Raw genomic sequence first — 17,664 nt, 5'->3', positions numbered from 1 at the left:
GTGTCTCACTGCACATTCATCAGCACCACGGCTGCGGTGACCAGCATGTTGATCAGGGTCAGCGGCAGGCACACCTTCCAGCCAAACGCCATCACCTGGTCAAAGCGCGGGCGGGGCAGGGAGGCCCGCAGCAGGATGAAGAGCACCATGAAGCAGGCGGTCTTCAGGGCAAACCAGATGAAGGGGGGCAACCAGGGTCCATGCCAGCCACCGAAGAAGAGGGTCACGATGAGGGCTGAGACCAGCACTATGCCGATGTACTCACCCACGAAGAACAGCCCCCACTTCATGCCCGCGTACTCGATGTGATAGCCGTCGGCGAGCTCCTGCTCCGCTTCCGGCTGATCGAACGGATGGCGGTGGGTGACGGCGACCCCGGCGAACAGGAAGGTGACAAAGCCCAGGAACTGGGGCACCACGTTCCACAGGCCCGCCTGGGCTTCGACGATCTCCCGCAGGTTGAAGCTGCCGCTCTGGATCACTATCCCCATCAAGGAGAGGCCGAGGAACACCTCGTAGGAGAGGGTCTGGGCCGAGGCACGCAGGCTGCCGAGCAAGGAGTATTTGTTGTTGCTCGACCAGCCGGCGAACAGCACCGCATAGACCGCCAGCCCCGCGATGGCGAGGATATAGAGCAGACCCACGTTGAGATCCGCCACGCCCCAGGTGGGGGTAATAGGCACTACCGCAAACGCCAGGATGAAGGAGGTGAAAGCGATGATGGGGGCCAGGATGAAGATCCGCCGATCGGCGAAGGGCGGGATCCAGTCCTCCTTGAAGAACATCTTCACCATGTCCGCCACCAGCTGCAGCAGGCCGAAGGGGCCAACCCGGTTGGGACCGTATCTGTCCTGCCACAGGGCGAGCAGGCGGCGCTCGATGAAGCTCATGAAGGCGCCGGCCCCCACGATCCCCACCAGCACGATCAGCGCCTTGCCTACCTCAATCAGCAGATCCATCAGGGAATCACTCATGCGATCACCTCCTGCAGATTATCGAGCGTGGCCTGGGAGAGGGCGGTCGGCAGGCCGTTCACCCCAAGGGGCAGCCCCACCAGACCGGCAGCAAGCCGATCGCTCAGGCGAAGGCGCAACTGCCAGTGGCTGCCGCCCCAGGAGAGGGCCACCTGACTGCCCGCGCGCAGGGCCAGGCGCGCCGCATCGGCCGGGTTCAGCACCAGCTCGGGCTCGCCCATGCGGGCCTGGATGACGGGGCTTCTGGCCGAAAGCTCCTCGCCACCGAATAGCTGGATATAGTTGACCACCTGCAGGGCAGATTGTGCCGCGAACGGGGCCGGGATGGCCTCGAACCAGCCCAAGCTTTCTTCATCCGGTTCGAGCAGGCGACGGCCGGGATCCCCGGCGCGCAGATGGCCGCCCACCTCGTCCTGAAACTTGTTCCAGGCAGACGGCGAGTTCCAGCCCGGCGCCCAGGCGAAGGGCACCTGGGGCAGGGGTTGGCGCGCGCCTGCGTACCCTTCCATGGAGAAGTTGAAGGGGGAGTCGGGATCCTGCGCCACCCGCGGCTCGCTCACGTTCTGATCCGCCAGCATGGAGGTGCGGCCGCTGTAGCGGTGCGGTTCGCGGGCCAGGCGCATGCCGCGAATACGCAGGCCGGCGTTGGGGGCTGCTTCCAACATGGTGGCCAGCAGCGGATTGGCGGCGGCGCAGGCCTGGCTTATCTGCTCATGGGTCTGCCAGCGCAGCGGCTGGCGTTTGATCGCCCCTTGCAGGGCCGCCAGCCAGCGCCACCCTTCGCGCACCTGGATATCGGCGTCGTAGAAGGCGGGGGCATAGACCTGGAAGAAGCGCTGGGCGCGCCCCTCCATGTTCACCAAAGTGCCGTCCGCCTCGGCAAAGCTGGCGGCGGGCAGCACCAGATCCGCCTGCTGAGCAGTCGGGGTGAGCTGGTGATCCACCACCAGCAGGTGCTGGAGGCGCTTGAGCGTCCCGTCAACCCGGCTGCGGGGGGCGCGGCGATAGAGATCGTTCTCCAGGGTCACCAGCGCCAGCTGATCTTCGCGCTCGATACGCTCCAAGGCCGCCTCCAGCGGCTTGCCTGCATCGGCCAGCATGGCGAGCCCGAGGGAGTTGACCTCTTGCGCCACCAGGGCAAGCTCCACCGCCTGACCGCGACCCTTGAGGGCGCGGGCGATATTGCTGGCCGCCTCAATCAAGGCTTGCGAGCGGGCGCCGGAGCCTGCGATAACAAGCGGCCGTTTGGCGCTGCCCAGCAGCTCGGCCCAGCGAGCCGCGTGCACCTGTTGCTCGGGGGCGAGATCGGCGGGGGCGGGGGCCGAGCCGTCAAGCAGGTTGGCGATGGCAAAGCCGAGGCGCGCCTGATCGGCCGGCGCCCCGTGCCAGGTCTCTGCGGCCACGTCGTCGAGACGGGTGGTGTCGAGACTGGTGATGAGCAGCGGATAGCGCTCGTTCTGGCCGAGGGTCTGCACCGCGGCAACCTGCCACAGATCGACTTTCATCTTGCGGGCCAGTTCGCGGGCCTTGCCCTTGACTGCCTGGCGCAGGGCCAGGGCGATGCGGGCGGCAGTCTGGGTGACATCCTCGCCGAGCACCAGCACGGCGTCGGCCTCTTCCATGTCACGCAGGCTCGGGGTGCGAATACCGCCGTGCTGCAATATGTGCAGCATCTTCAGCTGGCAGGCCCACTCTGCCTGTTCGACGCCGCTGTAGAAATTCTCCGCCCCCACCAGCTCGCGCAGGGCGAAGTTGCTCTCCAGCGACGCGCGAGGGGAGCCGATGCCGATGACGCCGCTTGCGGTGCGCAGGGCATCGGCGGCGCGGTTGAGGGCGCCATCCACCGTGATGGCGAGCTTGTCGCTCCCCTCTTGCAGCAAGGGTTGGCGCGGCCGATCGCTCAGATTGACGTAGCCATAGCCGAAGCGGCCACGGTCGCAGAGAAAGTAGTGGTTGAGGGCGCCGTGGAAACGGTTTTCGATGCGACGCAGCTCGCCGTAGCGCTCCCCCGGGCTGATGTTGCAGCCGACCGCACACTGCTGGCAGACGCTCGGGGCAAACTGCATGTCCCACTTGCGGTTGTAGCGCTCGGAGTGGGTCTTGTCGGTGAAGACGCCGGTGGGGCAGACCTCCACCAGGTTGCCGGAGAATTCGCTCTCCAGGGTGCCATCCTCTACCCGGCCGAAGTAGACGTTGTCGTGGGCGCCGTAGACGCCAAGATCCTCGCCGCCGGCGTAGTCCTTGTAGTAGCGTACGCAGCGGTAGCAGGCGATGCAGCGGTTCATCTCGTGGGCCACGAAGGGGCCCAGATCCTGGTTCTGGTGGGTGCGCTTGGTGAAGCGGTAGCGCCGGCTGTTGTGGCCGGTCATCACCGTCATGTCCTGCAGGTGGCAGGCGCCCCCCTCTTCGCACACCGGGCAGTCGTGGGGGTGGTTGGTCATCAGCCACTCCACCACGCTCTTGCGAAACTCTTTTGCCTCTTCATCTTCAATGGCGATGTAGCTGCCATCGCTCGCCGGGGTCATGCAGGACATGACCAGGCGGCCGCGCTTGTCATCGCTATTCTGGTACTGCTTGACCGCGCACTGGCGGCAGGCGCCGACGCTGCCAAGCGCCGGGTGCCAGCAAAAATAGGGGACGTCGAGACCCAGCGACAGGCAGGCTTGCAACAGGTTGTCCGCCCCGTCTACCTCGTACTCTTTTCCGTCAACATGAATGGTTGCCATACCTCTTCCCTGAAACCTGTTTGGTGAAATCTGTAGTGCGCTTACCAGCGCTCGCCCAAAAGATTGGGCTGGATCCCTTTGAGCGGCTTGCGATTGTCGCCGTGGCCCTTGATCCCGGCCTCGAATTCGGGGCGGAAATACTTGATGGCGCTGGCCAGCGGCTCGACGGCGCCGGGGGCGTGGGCACAGAAAGTCTTGCCGGGGCCGAGGAAGTTGCACAGCTGCTCCAGGGTCGCCAGATCGCCGGATTGCCCTTCGCCACGCTCCAGCGCCCGCAACAGCTTGACGCTCCAGGGCAGGCCATCGCGGCACGGGGTACACCAGCCGCAGGATTCGCGGGCGAAGAACTCCTCCATGTTGCGCAGCAAACTCACCATGTTGATGCTGTCATCCACCGCCATGGCGAGCCCGGTGCCCATCCGGGTGCCCACCTTGCCGATGCCGGCGGTATACATCTGGGCGTCCAGGTGTTCTGGCAACAGGAAGCCGGTGCCGGCGCCCCCCGGTTGCCAGGCCTTGAGGCGATAGCCGCTCTTCATGCCCCCGGCGTACTCCTCGAACAGTTCGCGAGCGGTGATGCCGAAGGGAAGTTCCCAGACCCCCGGGTTGTTGACCCTGCCGGAGAAGCCCATCAGCTTGGTGCCGTGATCTTCCGAGCCCGGTAGCGCCAGCCCCTGATACCAGGCCACGCCCTGGCCTATGATGGCCGGCACGTTGCACAGGGTCTCGACGTTGTTGACGCAGGTGGGCTTGCCCCAGACGCCGGAGACGGCGGGGAAGGGGGGTTTGGCGCGCGGGTTGGCGCGGCGCCCTTCCAGGGAGTTGATAAGGGCCGTCTCTTCGCCGCAGATGTAGCGGCCGGCACCGGTGTGGACAAACAGCTCGAAATCAAAGCCCGAGCCCAGGATGTTCTTGCCAAGCAGCCCCGCGGCCTTGGCCTCCTCGACGGCGCGGCGCAGATGGATGGCCGCATCCACATACTCGCCGCGCAGGAAGATGTAGCCGCGGTAGGCCTTGAGCGCCCGGGCCGAGATGATCATCCCCTCGATGAGCAGGTGGGGCAGCTGCTCCATCAGCAACCTGTCTTTCCAGGTGTTGGGTTCCATCTCGTCGGCGTTGCAGAGCAGGTAACGGATGTTCATGCTCTCGTCCTTGGGCATCAGGCCCCACTTCACCCCGGTGGGAAAGCCCGCGCCGCCGCGCCCCTTGAGGCCGGCCTCCTTGACCGTGTTGACAATTTCATCCGGGCTCATCTGGCCGAGGGCTTTGCGGGCGGCCTCATAGCCCTGTTTGGCCTGATATTCGTCAAGCCACACCGGCTGGCCGTCGTCGCGCAGGCGCCAGGTGAGCGGGTGGGTCTCGGGGGCGCGAGGGGCACGATTGGCGGTGCCGAAGGAGGCGAGGATCTTGCGCTGATCAAGGCTCATGGGTAAGCCTCCAGAGTCTTGAGCAGGCTGACGGGATCGAGCCCGCCATAGGTGTCGTCGTCGATCATCAGCGCCGGCCCCTTGTCGCAGTTGCCGAGGCAGCAGACCGGCAGCAGGGTGAAGCGGCCATCGGCGCTGGTCTGGCCGGGGGCGAGGTTCATCACCTCTTTAAGACCGGCCAGCAGTTGTTCGTGACCGTTGATGTAGCAAACCATGCTGTCGCAGACCCGGATGATGTGGCGTCCCACCGGCTGGCGGAAGATCTGACTGTAGAAGGTAGCGACCCCCTCCACATCGCTGGCGGGAATGCCAAGCTCGGCGGCGATGGCGTGAATGGCGCCGTCGGGGACCCAGCCGCGGGCCTGCTGCACGATCTTGAGTGCCTCTATGCTGGCGGCGCGGGGATCTTCGTAGTGGTGCTTCTCGTGTTCGATGGCATCGCGCTCCGCCTGGCTCAGGACGAAATCGCCCTGCTGGCTGCTGCTGCATGCCCCTTGCCCCTCTGGGGTCTGATTATGATGACACTGACATTGCTGGCTCATGACTTGACCTTTGGTGGCTTGTCCCTTTACTGCGCGTCTCGTCTGCCGCCCCCTTCGCGAAGGGGGCGACATGACTCAACGGTCCACATCCGACATAACGAAATCGATGCTGCCCAGGTAGACGATGAGATCCGATACCATGCTGCCCTTGATCACCGAGGGGATCTGTTGCAGGTGGGCAAAGCTCGGAGTGCGGATCCGGGTCCGGTAGCTCATGGTGGAGCCATCGCTGGTCAGGTAGTAGCTGTTGATCCCCTTGGTCGCCTCGATCATCTGCAGCGACTCGGCCGCCGGCATGACCGGTCCCCACGACACTTGCAGGAAGTGGGTGATCAGGGTCTCGATGTGCTGCAGGGTGCGCTCCTTGGGTGGCGGTGTGGTGAGCGGGTGATCCGCCTTGAACGGCCCTTCCGGCATGTTCTTCATGCACTGCTCGATGATCGACATGCTCTGGCGGATCTCCTCGATGCGCACGGTGGCGCGGTCGTAGGCATCCCCATTGCTGCCCACCGGCACCTCGAAGTCGAACTGATCGTAGCCCGAATAGGGGCGCCATTTGCGCACGTCAAAGTTGAGGCCAGTGGCCCGCAGGCCAGCGCCCGTGGTGCCCCAGGCGAGCGCCTGTTCGGTGGTGTAGGCGGCGACGCCTATGGTGCGTCCACGCAGTATGCTGTTGCGCATCGCTGCCTTCTCATACTCCATCAGTCGCTTGGGCAGCCAGCTCAGCAGATTGTCCTGGATGAGACGCTGCCACCCTTGAGGCAGATCGTGAGCCACGCCGCCGATGCGAAACCAGGCCGGGTGCATGCGCGCCCCCGTGATGGCCTCGATGATGGTGTAGATGCGCTGGCGGTCGGTGAAGGTGAAGAAGACCGGGGTCATGGCCCCCACGTCCTGGATATAGGTGCCGAGGAACAGGAGGTGGCTCTGGATGCGAAACAGCTCCGCCATCATCACCCGGATCATGTCGACCCGTTGCGGCACCTTGATGCCGGCGAGCTTCTCGACCGCCAGCACGTAGGGGAGGTTGTTCATCACGCCCCCTAAGTACTCAACCCGGTCGGTGTAGGGGATGTAGCTGTGCCAGGACTGGCGCTCCCCCATCTTCTCGGCGCCGCGGTGGTGATAGCCGATGTCGGGCACGCAGTTGCGGATCTCCTCGCCATCGAGCTGCAACACCAGGCGAAACGCGCCGTGGGCGGAGGGGTGGTTCGGGCCGAGGTTCAAGAACATGTAGTCCTCGTTCTCGTTGCCACGGGCCAGGCCCCACTCCTCGGGCTTGAACAGCAGGTTTTCCTGCTCCATGTCCTGCTTGGCGGCATCGAGCATGAAGGGATCAAATTCAGTGGCCCGCGCCGGATAGTCCTTGCGCAGGGGGTGTCCCTGCCAGCTCTTGGGCATCATGATCCGGGTCAGGTGGGGGTGACCGTCGAAGGTGATCCCCAGCAGATCCCACACCTCCCGCTCGTACCAGTTGGCGTTGGGGAACTGGCCGGTGATGGTGGGCAGGGTCAGATCGCTCTCCAGCAGCGCCACCTTCAGCATCAGATCGCTGTTTCGCTCGATGGAGATGAGGTGATAGAAGACGGTGAAGTCGCTCTGGGGCAGCCCTTCCCGGTGGCTGCGCATCCGCTCGTCGGTAGCGCTCAAGTCAAACAGCATCACGAACGGGGAGGGAAGGGCGCGCAAGAAGCCCATCACGTCGAGCAAGAGCTCACGGGCGAGCCAGACCACGGGCACGCCGGTGCGGGTGGTTTGCAGCGTGAAATGGTCAGCGCCAAAGTGGGCGAACAGTTCGCCTATCACCCTGGCATCCTGATGATCGCTTGGCTGCCACTGGGCCATGGTGTAGTTGCTTGGAAACTCTCGGGTCAATTTCATGGTCAGATCTCATCCGGCGTGCGCAGGTTGGTCACATTGATCCGCTCGCCACGCTTGCGCTCTTTTTCGGCCTGCATCTGGGGGCGGTAGATCCCCTGATCGCCCACTACCCAGGAGAGTGGCCGGCGCTCCTTGCCGATGGACTCCTGCAGCAGCATCAGGGCCTGCAGGAAGGCTTCGGGGCGGGGGGGGCAGCCCGGAATGTAGACATCGACCGGCAGGAACTTGTCGACCCCCTGCACCACGGAGTAGATGTCGTACATGCCCCCCGAGTTGGCACAGGCCCCCATGGAGATGACCCACTTGGGTTCGAGCAGCTGCTCGTAGAGACGCTGAATGACCGGCGCCATCTTGATGAAGGGGGTGCCGGCTATCACCATGAAATCGGCCTGACGGGGAGAGGCCCGGATCACTTCGGCGCCGAAGCGGGCGACGTCGTGGGGGGAGGTGAAGGCGGTACACATCTCCACGTAGCAGCAGGAGATGCCGAAGTTGTAGGGCCAGAGGGAGTTCTTGCGGCCCCAGTTGACCGTGTCTTGCAGCACTTCCTCGAGACGCCCCATCATGATGCCGCGCGTCGCCTCTTGTGCCAGCGGGTCATCGACGGTCTGTCGCTGCTCCTGGGGATAGCGCTCGATGGGCGCATCCGGATCTATCCGGGTCAGGGTGTACTTCATGGTGCAACCTCAAGGAAAGGATCTGTGATTCAGTCAGTTTTCTTGTCGTTTAGTGGCGCCTTGCGCGGCGACCAGTCCAGCGCACCGATGCGCCAGAGGTAGACCAGGCCGATGAGCAGCAAAACGATGAAAATGGTGGCCTCGATGAAGCCGACCCAGCCGGTTTCGCGCACCGATACCGACCAGGCAAACAGATAGAGCGCCTCGACATCGAAGATGACGAAGAACATGGCGACCAGATAGAACTTGGCGGAAAAACGCAGGCGGGCACTGCCGACCGAGTCGACACCGGATTCGAAGGGTTTGTTCTTGGTGCGGCCGTAGGCGCGCCCCCCCAGTACGGCGGCAAGGCCGATCATTCCCAGGCAGAGGCAGATGGCAGCAACGACATAAATGGCAAAAGCCCAGTGTTGGACAGCAATATCGGCAAACATAGAGGTTTTCCCTAACCAAACTATTCATGCTACTTAACATTGATGTTACGTAGTATGACATTTCCGTACTGATTTACATGTCATTTTTGCCGCTTAATTATTAATCGACTGGTTGGATGTTAAATTTTGTTAAGACGCGCACTTTTTTCCTGCTCTTCCTCGGGGAAAGGGGCCGGGATCGGGGGAAAAAGAGGGAAACTGGTCAGACCGCGAGCGGGCCAGATGGGGAAAACAAGAAAAAAGAGAGGCCAGAGGGCCTCTCCTGCGTGGTGATGACTCCGTCAGAGAGTCAGGGTTTGCTCGCGACCAGCAACACCTGATCCTGGTAGGCGGCAAACTGGCGATAGCCGATATCACCGGTCGTGACATCGAGATAGACCATCTGCCCGTTGAAGGGGGCGACGGTAGCGCTCATCAGATAGACGTAGCCATCCCTGACCTCCTTGCCTTCCCCCGCCATGGCGCGCGGGAAGATTGTGTCGTTGAGGGATGGTTTCATGCAAGCATGTTCCACCAGGGTGGTCAGCTCCTTGATATCGGGCAGGCGCCACTGGCTGATGCCGCCAAAGTGATACAGGGCGTGGCTGCTGTCGCTGCGGATCCGCTCGGCTATCTGCAACCCCTGTTGCCAGTAGTAGGAAGTGGGTTCCCCCAGGCAGGTGGTACCGTTCCATGTCTGGCCCAGCCTGCAGCGCATCCAGACCAGATTGGTGTGCTGGTCGGTGACGGTGCCGTTGCCATTGTCGATGTAACGGGCGGAAGGAGCGGTGCGATCCATGGTGTCATCACAGATGGCGGCACCCTGTGCCAGGGGCGAAAGCAGCGCCAGCATGGCAAACGTAACGCGATGAAGTCTCATGGTATTCCTCAAATCAGTTGGGGGTGGCGACCAGGCGCAGCTGCATCAGCTCGGGGTAATCCTCTTGCTGGATCATGGCGGGGTAGGTGGTGCCCGCATCGGCACCCTGTTGCAGGAACACGGCTGTGCGTTTGCTGACGGGGCCGCCGGAAAGGCGCTGGGCCGTGGTGCTGGTGGCGCTCCAGTAGTAGCCCGGGTAGGCCTCTTCGGCTGAGGGCGCCACATCGGGGAAGTAGCGCTGATCCAGGGTGATGTTCTGGCCCATGGCGTCCGTGGCCAGGCTGCCGTAGTGCATCAGCGACATCAGCTCGGCCATGGTCGGCAGTCGCCAGCGGGTAATGCCGCAGCGTTGCTCGCCATTGAGCCACTGCTGATAGGCGTGGCTGGTGACCAGAGTGGTCAGGTGTTGCGCCCGTGCCAGGGACTCCTGGTCCCCGTCGGCCGTGAAGCGTTCGATCAGGGGAAGAATATGCAGCCTGGCCGCGGTCTGTTCCCCCGTCGTGGCGGTGAACTGCTCATCTTCGTAGGCAAACGGCTTGCCTTTCCAGGCCGGACTCAGGGGATCGTCAGATTTGACCTCCCACACCAGCCCGGTGTTGAGATCCTTGACGCATTGCCAGCTGGAGGCGTCGTCCGCCAGCTCCTGCCCCTTGTCATCGAGCTTACGATAGGCGAGCTGGGGGCGAGTGCGATTCCAATGTGCATCTTGGCCCGGGAAGTCGGCGGGTTCGTGCGCAAGCAGGGGATCCCGGCCATCGGAGAAGGTGGTCACGCCGGTCACGGTCAGAAGATCGCGCGGTTGCTGCTGCGCCAGCAATGCCAGCAGTCTGGGCAGGGTATCGTCGGCGAAGCGGCCATCTTGCTGCCACGTCAGGGCCAGCTCGGCCAGCATCAGATTGAGGGTGCGATAGCCGGTGGCGAGCTGCAGATGGCCCTTGCCGCCAGACAGCGGGATCTGCGCCGCCTGCAACAGGTTGATCGCCAGTTGCTGCAGCGCCTGATCAAACTGGGGAAGGGCGCTGAGCGCCTCGCGCCCCGTGCCCGGTTGCAGGGGGGCGAGTGCCGCCAGCAGCTGGGTCAGCGCGCTGTCGACGGCGATCCCCTCGGCAATGCGGCTCTGCCACAGTGAGCTCAGCAGGGTCGGTTGCAGGTGCAGCTGATCGCCACGGGCGGCGGGGTGAGCCAGGGGAAGACCGCCTGCGCGAGGGATGAACAGCAGCGGCGAGTTGACGATATGGGTCGATTGGCCGGTCAGAGTCAGGCGACCTTCGCCACTGACGGCGGGCTCGCCCGGATTACATCGCCAGTTCTGATCCAGATCGGCGCACAGGGTGCCGGCGGCGGGCAGGGTCACGTCGACCCGGTACCTGGGGGTGGCCAGCGGGGCGCTCTCTTCCCCGCCACCACAGGCGGCGAGCAGGGCCGAGAGGGCCGTGACAAGCAGGAGAGGGTGTTTCACATCGAATTCCTTCATATGGACGCAAAGGACGGGCGGCGAGCGCCCGTGATCATGATTCAGCACGCCGTGCGACGGCGGTACCAGAGGTGGGGAAGCGCCAGCAACAACAGCAGGGGGGAGAGGCTGCCACCGCCCCCTTCATCCTTGTCGAGGGGGATGACGCCGCTGGTGGGGAGGTTCTCCTCCCTGGTGCAGCGGGCACCAACCTGCTGGGCGACGCGCCACTCCCTGAGCTGGCCGCTTTCGCCAGCCTGGGTGTCGTTGATCTCCAGGGTCCAGAGTCCGCCGAGTGGTTCCCCCTTGAGTTTTTCCAGCGATTCGAACGGTACCAGCTCATGGGGATATTCCCCCTTGAGCCGGGTATGGCTGGCATAGCCCTTGTTCCACAGGCTGACCCGGGTGCCATAGGGGGAGGTGAGCCATATCTCCAGCTGCTCCAGCTTGTCGTGGGTCAGATCCAGTGCCACCACAAAGCCCTCGTCGATGCGCGCCTTGCCGGCGGGCAGGGTGAGGGTGAAGCGCGACAGGCCGTGCTGCTCCTGGCTGGTGGCATCCTTGATCTGGCCGCCATGGCCGCTGGCCCGTTGCCAGACAGGCTCGCCGATGGGCAGTTGCAGGTCGAGGCGGGTCTGACGCTCGGTGGGGCTGGGTAGATCGAGCTGGAATTGCAGCGGCAGGGTGAGCGTTTCGCCACACGCCAGATTGCTCGCTGCCTCCAGCGGCAGGGACCAGCGTCCGCTCTCATTGGCGGCCAGGCGCCCTTGCCAGTGACCATCCCCCAGGAGCCCCTTGACCGGCAGCAGACTGGCGTCGGTGATGGCGAGCGTCCGGCCGCTCAGGTTGGCAAGCTCGATGGCAAGGTTCTTCTTCTCTCCCGGCAGCAGGTAGCTGCCATCGGCAAGGCGCGCCTGCACCGGGGTCGGCAGCAGGGCGTGATGGCGAAATGCCTGCTCCAGCAACTCGGCATAGCGGCGTTCCGGATAGAGGCGCCGGGCGGTATCCACGGTGACGCGGGCCAGTTGGGGCATCCGCAGCTCGGGGCCCAGGCCGAAGTGGGATTCGATGAGCAGGCGATCGAACTCGTCCCGAGCGACCTCGCCATGACTCTCGACGGCCTGGCGCAGGGCGGTGAAGAGCGGGGTGCCCCACAGCTGATCGCCGTTGCTGCCGTTGATGGTGAGGTGGGCCGGATAGAGGAACCCCGGGTGATAGCGGGCGCGCAGATCGTCGAGTTGGCGCGGGGTCCGGCCACTTATCCTGGCATCCCAGTTGAACACCATGAAGGGCTCGAACTGGCGGGCCTCTTCGCTTCTCTGGCGCCAGCTGGCGGCCAGGTAGTCGCTAAAGCCCTCGCCAATGGCGCCCCAGTCCCCCTCATCTCCCATGTCGGGCAGGATGTGGTGCTGCACCGCATGGCCGAACTCGTGCCAGATCACCATGGGATCTTCGGCATCCGGCACCCCGATCTGGCCAATCTCCAGCTGGCGCAGGAAGGGATCATAGAGGGAGTTGTCCTGATTGCCCGCATCCGTGTCGATGGTGATGGCGCCCGCTATCAGAGCGTCGTAACCGAGGGCATCGAGATGGCGTCGTGCCAGATCCAGATGGTAGTAGGCGTTGATGTCGAGAAAGCCCGGCTGCTGGTGATCCAGCTGGAAGCCTGCGGCATCGTCGCTGCTGAAGGGCTCGTTGTCGGGTTCCGTGCTGCCCACGACCCGGGCACGGGGCCCGCTCAGGTAATGGGTGTCACCCACTTTTTGTACCGGCAGGGTGACGGTGCGATAAGCCTGCACCCCCAGTACCAGATCATGGCGCCAGAGCAGGTTGCCATCTTGCAGCTGGGTGCGGGGATCCAGGGCAAAGACCCTGGCCGCTACTGTCGTGGCATCGCCCGGCAAGGGGGTAGCATCGGCGGTCGTGCTGGCCTGCTGCAAGGAGCGGCCCTGCAGGGCGCCGCCATCACAGCTGACAAACAGCTGCCAGTGGCTGGACTTGCTGTTGCCCGGCAGCTTTTCGCTCGCGAGCAGGCGCCAGGCCGGGATCAGCTTGTCATCATCCAGCCAGAACCAGGGTTCGGCGTCGCTGCTGGCGGCCGTCGTCCAGACGGCGCTGTCGAGGGTGGCAATGTAGGCATCCACACCGCCGCGAGAGGCGTCATCACAGGGTGCTGCCTGGGCCTTGACGGGGCGGGTGTTGTGATAGAGACGCCAGGGGCGGCCCTGATCGTCCAGGCTGACGGCTGCCACCAGGCCGGCGATCGGCGCGCCGTTTGCCTGCTGCCGAAAATGAAGATACCGGCCAAGCTGGCCCTGGCGCTCATAGGCCGGATCCTGGCTCAGGGTGACGCCGAGCTGCTGCTCGAGCCAGAGGCGGGGATCGGCGGGGGCGTCCTGCTCGACAAAACGCAGTTCGGCCGCCTGGGTCGCAAAGCCGGCCAGCCCCAGCAGGAGGGCGGGCAACAGGGGTTTCATAGTAGTACTCCCAATCAGGGGCAGGGTCATCGTGTGATCCCCGCCAGGTGCAACAAGAAGGCAAATTCACGGGCGCGATCGCCACCACCGGCGTCATGGCCACCCTCAAACTCGGTCAGCAGCAGGTAGGGGCCTGATCCCGTGCTGTGTTCGCGCAGGCGGGCCAGCCATTTGACCGGCTCCCAGTAGGGCACCTGGCTGTCGTGCAGGGCGGTGGTGATCAGCAGGGGGGGATAGGGGGCCCGGTGCAGGTTGTCGTAAGGGCTCACGCGGCGCATCGCCTGATATTCCGCCGCCCTGGCCGGATTGCCCCACTCCCGGTACTCCTGGCGGGTCAGGGGCAGCGCGGGATCGCTCATGGTGCCGAGCAGATCGACGAAGGGGACCTGCAGCACGGCGCCGCTGAACAGGGTGGGCTGCTGATTGAGAGCTGCCGCCACCAGGGTGCCGCCGGCACTGCCTCCCATGGCAAACAGGGGCAGGGGGGAGGCGTCGCTTGACCAGTGGCGCAGGGCTTGCCCCACCGCGATAAAGTCGCTGATGCCGTTTGGCTTGTTGATCCCCCGACCATCACGGGTCCATTGCTCCCCCAGCATGCCGCCGCCGCGGACATGGGCGATGGCATAGACAAAGCCCCGATCCAGCAGACTGAGGAGCTCTTTCTGGTAGTAGGGGCGCATCGGTGTGCCATAGGCTCCGTAGCCATAGAGCAGCACGGCGCGGGACGCTACATCCGCTCGCCACACCAGCGAGACCGGCACCCGGGTGCCGTCGGCGGAGCGTACCCAGCGACGTTCGCTGTGATAGGGCAGGCTGTTTGCCCGGGATGGATCATCATGGTCCTGCCAGCGGCCACTGGTCAGGTCGAGCCAGCGTTGGCCCGGGGGCTGGCTCAGCCCCTGGGTGCGCACCAGGATGCGGTCGCTGGCAGGATCGTGTTCCCCCTGCAACCAGCCGGTCCCGGCCCCCATGGCGAGTGGTAGCCGCTGCCGTTCTCGGCCGCTGCGATCGAGCAGGGCGAGCCACTCCTCCCCCTGCTGGCGAAACTGCACCACCAGATGGCGATCAAACAGTCGCCACTTCTCGGGATCGCCGAGATCTTCCCCCGGTTCAGGCCAGAGCCGCTGCCACTCGCTCCCGGGCGCAGCAGCGCCATAGAGGGCGAAGGCGCCATCCCGGTTGCTCTTGATCACCCAGCCGGACTGGCTGTCGAGGTAGTACTCCACCCCGCGCCGGCGGGGCAGGATAAGCTCCGGTTGGCCTGAGTCGAGCAGGTATTGCTCCGAGCTGTCGTGGTTGTTGCCCTGCAGCAGCAGATGCTGGCCATCGGTGGTGCGATAGAGGCTCAGCAGCCAGGCGGGATCCGCCTCCTCATAGAGGGTCTGTTCGCGCCCAGCCCCCCAGCTGAGCAGCTGCCAGGGACGCAGGGTGCCGCGCTCGTTGGCGATGGTGTAAAGGGTCTGGCCATCTTGTGACCAGGCGAGATCGGCGCTGCGATGGGGCAGGGTGGTGAGGGTGTTACCTCCGTGCAGCGCGATCAGGGTGATGCGGTAGTCGAGATCGCCGCGGCGATCTTCGGCGATGGCCAGCAGGCGGTTGTCCGGGCTCAGGGCCCAGCCGCCGACGGCGTAATAGCCTTCGTCGGCCCGTGGCGGGAGCAGTTGCCGGGACTCCCCCTGCTGGCGCTGCCAGAGGGAGCCATCGGCGCGCACCTGCCACGCCAGCTCACCCCGGATGAGCCAGTTGTCCGGCGCCGGATCTCCTTTCGGGTGACGGGCAAATTCGGTGCGCAGGCGAGCCTCCAGCGGCTGCTGGCTGGCCAGCTGCTGCTCGCTCCAGCGATTTTGCTCCTGCAGCAGGGCGAGGATGGCAGGATTGCTGCGACTCTCGTCCCTTAGCCAGAAATAGGGGTCATGGCGAGCGGGGGCACTGGCAATCAGGTGCGGCTGACTGGCAATGGGAGGCGGCGAGAGGGGAGATTGCGCCCACGACCAGGGGGTGCCCAACAGGGTGGCCACCAGAATATCGAGTCTCATCACATCCCCACGAAGCGGTAGCTGAGGCTGGCCGAGATGTAGCGGCCACTCTGGCTGTAGAGGGAGGTATCGCTGCCGGCGGGCAGCCCGGCTACATCCTGATAGCGCACGTAGCGGGTATCGAGCAGGTTGCCGATGGTGGCATTGACCTTGAGGGCGTCGGTGATTTGCCAGTCTCCTGTGAGATCCAGGCTGAACCAGCCGGCACTGCTCTGGCAGGCGCCGTTGTAGCCGATCTGGGCGCTGGCGCATTTGGGCACCTTGGTCATGGCGGCGGCATAGTTGCCGCTCAACTCCACCCCCCAGTCGACTTGCTGCCAGCGCAGTGTGGTGTTGCCCTCAAGCGGGGTCTGGGTACGCAGCGGCTCGCCGCGATGATCCTTGCCATCCATCCAGGCCAGATTGGTCGACAGCTCCCACTCATCGTTGAGCCACAGGCTGGCGGCCAGCTCGGCGCCCCAGGTTTCGGCCCGGGCGACGTTGCGATACTGGCGCAGGAAGACCCCATCATCGATGCGAAAACCTGTCTCTCGCCAGTCGATGAAGTTGTAGTAGCGGTTGTAGAAGAGGGCGGGTTTAAGGCTCCAGCTGTCGCTCTGGCCGTTGATGCCCCACTCCAGGCTGTGGCTGGTCTCCTCCTTGAGTTTGGGGTTGGGAATGATCTCGAACGGTGGGATGGCAAAGTAGTGAGGAATATTGCCATAGACCTGATCGTAGCCAGGGGCCCGGAAGCCATTGGCGTAGCTGAGCCAGCTGCGCCAGGTGTCGTTGAAGCGGTAGCTGGCGGAGAGGCTCGGTGAGAGGTGATCGTTGCTGTTGTCTGCCAGAGCACTGCCAGGCGCGCTCAGGTGCTGGCGATCGAAGCGCAGGGTCGGGGTGAATTGCCAGTTGCCCAGGGTGATCACGTCGCTCAGCCAGATCCCTTCCCGCCGGGTGTCGGCCTTGCTGAAGGGGGCTTTCTGGCCCTGGGTGGTGATGCCATCTTCCAGCGACAGGCTGCTGACCGGTCTTTCGTGGTTGGCCTGCTCGAACTCGAGGCCATAACTGAAGGTGTGTGCCAGTGGCCCGGTGACCAGCGTGCTCTGCAGGGCCAGCTCGCTGCCAAGGCGCTGCTCCTCGAAGGTGGAGAAGGTGCGCTGGCTGCGATACCTGGGATAGCCGCTCAGCTCCTCGTTGCGCAGCAGCTGGCGCTGGTTGGCCTCGTTGCGCGACTGGCTGCCATAAAGGCTCAGATTGAGGCTGTCTATGAAGCCCAGATCGCGGGCCTCCCAGCCAAGCTTGCCCCCCCGGGTGAGTTGATCCCCGTTTTCGCGAAACCGGATCACATCCCAGCGACCATCCGGCTGGGGCACGGCTCTCGGGCCCATTTGCCGTTTGGCATGATCCTCGTAATAATCCAGCTCCAGGCGCACGGCATGGTGGGCATTGAGTGGAAAACGGCTGCTGGTGGAGGCGCTCATGCCGTCGAGATCGGCGGGAATGCGGTTCTCTTCATAGTTGACCGTCTCGTTGCCGCGCCAGCCGGAGAGGCGCAGCAGGTGTTCGCTCTCCAGCACCCGCATGGCCCCCGTCATGCTCAGCTTCTTCTTGTTGCTGTCGCCGCCATAGAGGGTCTTGGCCGCCAGATAGCCATCCTGTTGCTGCAGATAATCTTCCGGCTGCTTGGTGTTCATCACTACGGTGCCGCCGATGGCGTCCGAGCCGTGCAGGGAGGAACCCGCCCCCTTGGCGACCTCAATCTGCTTGATGTCATCGAGATCGAAATTGAAACGGCCGACCTTGTCGTTGATGTTGTCGGCCCCGAAACCATCGCTGACCCGCACGCCATCCTTGATCAGCAGGATGCGGTTGCCGCCGATGCCGCGCACGCTGATGTTCTGCGGGCGCCCGGCAGAGCCGGTGACAGAGACGCCGGGGATTTTGCGAAACACATGGGTCAGCTCGCTGGCCACCTGGCGGTCGAGCTCCTCCTGGGTGATGACGGAGATAGAGCCGGAGACATCGGAGAGTTTCTGTTGCACCCTCTGTCCGGTAACGATGATGGTGTCGTCGCTGCGCGCCTTGCCTTGTCCCTCTGGAGGCAGATCGGTTGCGCCAGCCGAAGCGCAGAGCAGCGCCGGCCATGCCTGAAGCAGTTTTTTCATAATGATAATTATTCTTGTTTATGCCTGAGGGGCG

The 17,664-nt window shown here is 64.3% G+C and carries 12 protein-coding genes; all 12 read right to left on the bottom strand.

Going from position 1 to position 17,664, the window contains the following annotated elements:
- Positions 1 to 5: 5 nt before the first annotated feature.
- The 12 genes from nuoH to LA321_RS17995 all read right to left on the bottom strand — a co-directional run bounded on the left by nuoH (position 6) and on the right by LA321_RS17995 (position 17,630).
- On the bottom strand, positions 6 to 974 hold the full coding sequence (gene nuoH, locus LA321_RS18050; protein ID WP_042069682.1) for an NADH-quinone oxidoreductase subunit NuoH: 969 nt from the start codon (positions 972 to 974) through the stop codon (positions 6 to 8).
- A complete protein-coding gene (gene nuoG / locus LA321_RS18045; protein ID WP_042069680.1) occupies positions 971 to 3,700 on the bottom strand; it encodes an NADH-quinone oxidoreductase subunit NuoG in 2,730 nt (909 codons plus the stop codon). The genes nuoH and nuoG overlap by 4 nt, the downstream gene beginning before the upstream one ends.
- 41 nt (positions 3,701 to 3,741) lie before the next feature.
- Positions 3,742 to 5,127, bottom strand: coding sequence for an NADH-quinone oxidoreductase subunit NuoF (gene nuoF, locus LA321_RS18040; protein ID WP_042069679.1), 1,386 nt, complete (start codon positions 5,125 to 5,127; stop codon positions 3,742 to 3,744).
- Positions 5,124 to 5,669, bottom strand: coding sequence for an NADH-quinone oxidoreductase subunit NuoE (gene nuoE, locus LA321_RS18035; RefSeq protein ID WP_042069678.1), 546 nt, complete (start codon positions 5,667 to 5,669; stop codon positions 5,124 to 5,126). Before nuoE ends, nuoF begins: the two co-directional genes overlap by 4 nt.
- A gap of 75 nt (positions 5,670 to 5,744) precedes the next feature.
- A complete protein-coding gene (nuoC, locus tag LA321_RS18030) occupies positions 5,745 to 7,550 on the bottom strand; it encodes an NADH-quinone oxidoreductase subunit C/D (RefSeq protein ID WP_042069677.1) in 1,806 nt (601 codons plus the stop codon).
- Positions 7,551 to 7,552: 2 nt separating this feature from the next.
- Complete coding sequence (locus LA321_RS18025) at positions 7,553 to 8,227, bottom strand: NuoB/complex I 20 kDa subunit family protein (protein ID WP_026457426.1); 675 nt, start codon at positions 8,225 to 8,227, stop codon at positions 7,553 to 7,555.
- A gap of 29 nt (positions 8,228 to 8,256) precedes the next feature.
- Positions 8,257 to 8,661, bottom strand: coding sequence for an NADH-quinone oxidoreductase subunit A (locus LA321_RS18020; RefSeq protein ID WP_026457425.1), 405 nt, complete (start codon positions 8,659 to 8,661; stop codon positions 8,257 to 8,259).
- A gap of 289 nt (positions 8,662 to 8,950) precedes the next feature.
- The gene (locus LA321_RS18015) at positions 8,951 to 9,520 is read right to left on the bottom strand and encodes an Lcl C-terminal domain-containing protein (protein WP_042069676.1); all 570 of its coding nucleotides are present in this window, start codon (positions 9,518 to 9,520) and stop codon (positions 8,951 to 8,953) included.
- 13 nt (positions 9,521 to 9,533) lie between these two features.
- Entirely contained in the window at positions 9,534 to 10,979 is a 1,446-nt protein-coding gene (locus LA321_RS18010) for an Lcl C-terminal domain-containing protein (RefSeq protein WP_052445711.1), read from the bottom strand.
- A 56-nt stretch (positions 10,980 to 11,035) separates the two neighbouring features.
- Complete coding sequence (locus tag LA321_RS18005) at positions 11,036 to 13,480, bottom strand: proprotein convertase P-domain-containing protein (RefSeq protein ID WP_082043352.1); 2,445 nt, start codon at positions 13,478 to 13,480, stop codon at positions 11,036 to 11,038.
- On the bottom strand, positions 13,477 to 15,486 hold the full coding sequence (locus tag LA321_RS18000) for a prolyl oligopeptidase family serine peptidase (RefSeq protein ID WP_042069674.1): 2,010 nt from the start codon (positions 15,484 to 15,486) through the stop codon (positions 13,477 to 13,479). The genes LA321_RS18005 and LA321_RS18000 overlap by 4 nt, the downstream gene beginning before the upstream one ends.
- Complete coding sequence (locus LA321_RS17995) at positions 15,486 to 17,630, bottom strand: TonB-dependent hemoglobin/transferrin/lactoferrin family receptor (protein ID WP_042069673.1); 2,145 nt, start codon at positions 17,628 to 17,630, stop codon at positions 15,486 to 15,488. Before LA321_RS17995 ends, LA321_RS18000 begins: the two co-directional genes overlap by 1 nt.
- Between the last annotated feature and the right edge of the window lie 34 nt (positions 17,631 to 17,664).

The organism is Aeromonas enteropelogenes (assembly GCF_020097295.1).
Lineage (GTDB): Bacteria > Pseudomonadota > Gammaproteobacteria > Enterobacterales > Aeromonadaceae > Aeromonas > Aeromonas enteropelogenes.
The sequence above is the reverse complement of the archived record's forward strand: the minus strand, read 5'-3'. Positions and strand labels throughout refer to the sequence as shown.

Coding starts and splice junctions, on each gene's coding strand:
- LA321_RS18015 (WP_042069676.1), bottom strand. CDS start 9,520: ATGAGACTTCATCGCGTTACGTTTGCCATGCTGGCGCTGCTTTCGCCC.
- LA321_RS17995 (WP_042069673.1), bottom strand. CDS start 17,630: ATGAAAAAACTGCTTCAGGCATGGCCGGCGCTGCTCTGCGCTTCGGCT.
- LA321_RS18025 (WP_026457426.1), bottom strand. CDS start 8,227: ATGAAGTACACCCTGACCCGGATAGATCCGGATGCGCCCATCGAGCGC.
- LA321_RS18020 (WP_026457425.1), bottom strand. CDS start 8,661: ATGTTTGCCGATATTGCTGTCCAACACTGGGCTTTTGCCATTTATGTC.
- nuoF (WP_042069679.1), bottom strand. CDS start 5,127: ATGAGCCTTGATCAGCGCAAGATCCTCGCCTCCTTCGGCACCGCCAAT.
- nuoC (WP_042069677.1), bottom strand. CDS start 7,550: ATGAAATTGACCCGAGAGTTTCCAAGCAACTACACCATGGCCCAGTGG.
- LA321_RS18005 (WP_082043352.1), bottom strand. CDS start 13,480: ATGACCCTGCCCCTGATTGGGAGTACTACTATGAAACCCCTGTTGCCC.
- nuoE (WP_042069678.1), bottom strand. CDS start 5,669: ATGAGCCAGCAATGTCAGTGTCATCATAATCAGACCCCAGAGGGGCAA.
- nuoH (WP_042069682.1), bottom strand. CDS start 974: ATGAGTGATTCCCTGATGGATCTGCTGATTGAGGTAGGCAAGGCGCTG.
- LA321_RS18000 (WP_042069674.1), bottom strand. CDS start 15,486: ATGAGACTCGATATTCTGGTGGCCACCCTGTTGGGCACCCCCTGGTCG.
- nuoG (WP_042069680.1), bottom strand. CDS start 3,700: ATGGCAACCATTCATGTTGACGGAAAAGAGTACGAGGTAGACGGGGCG.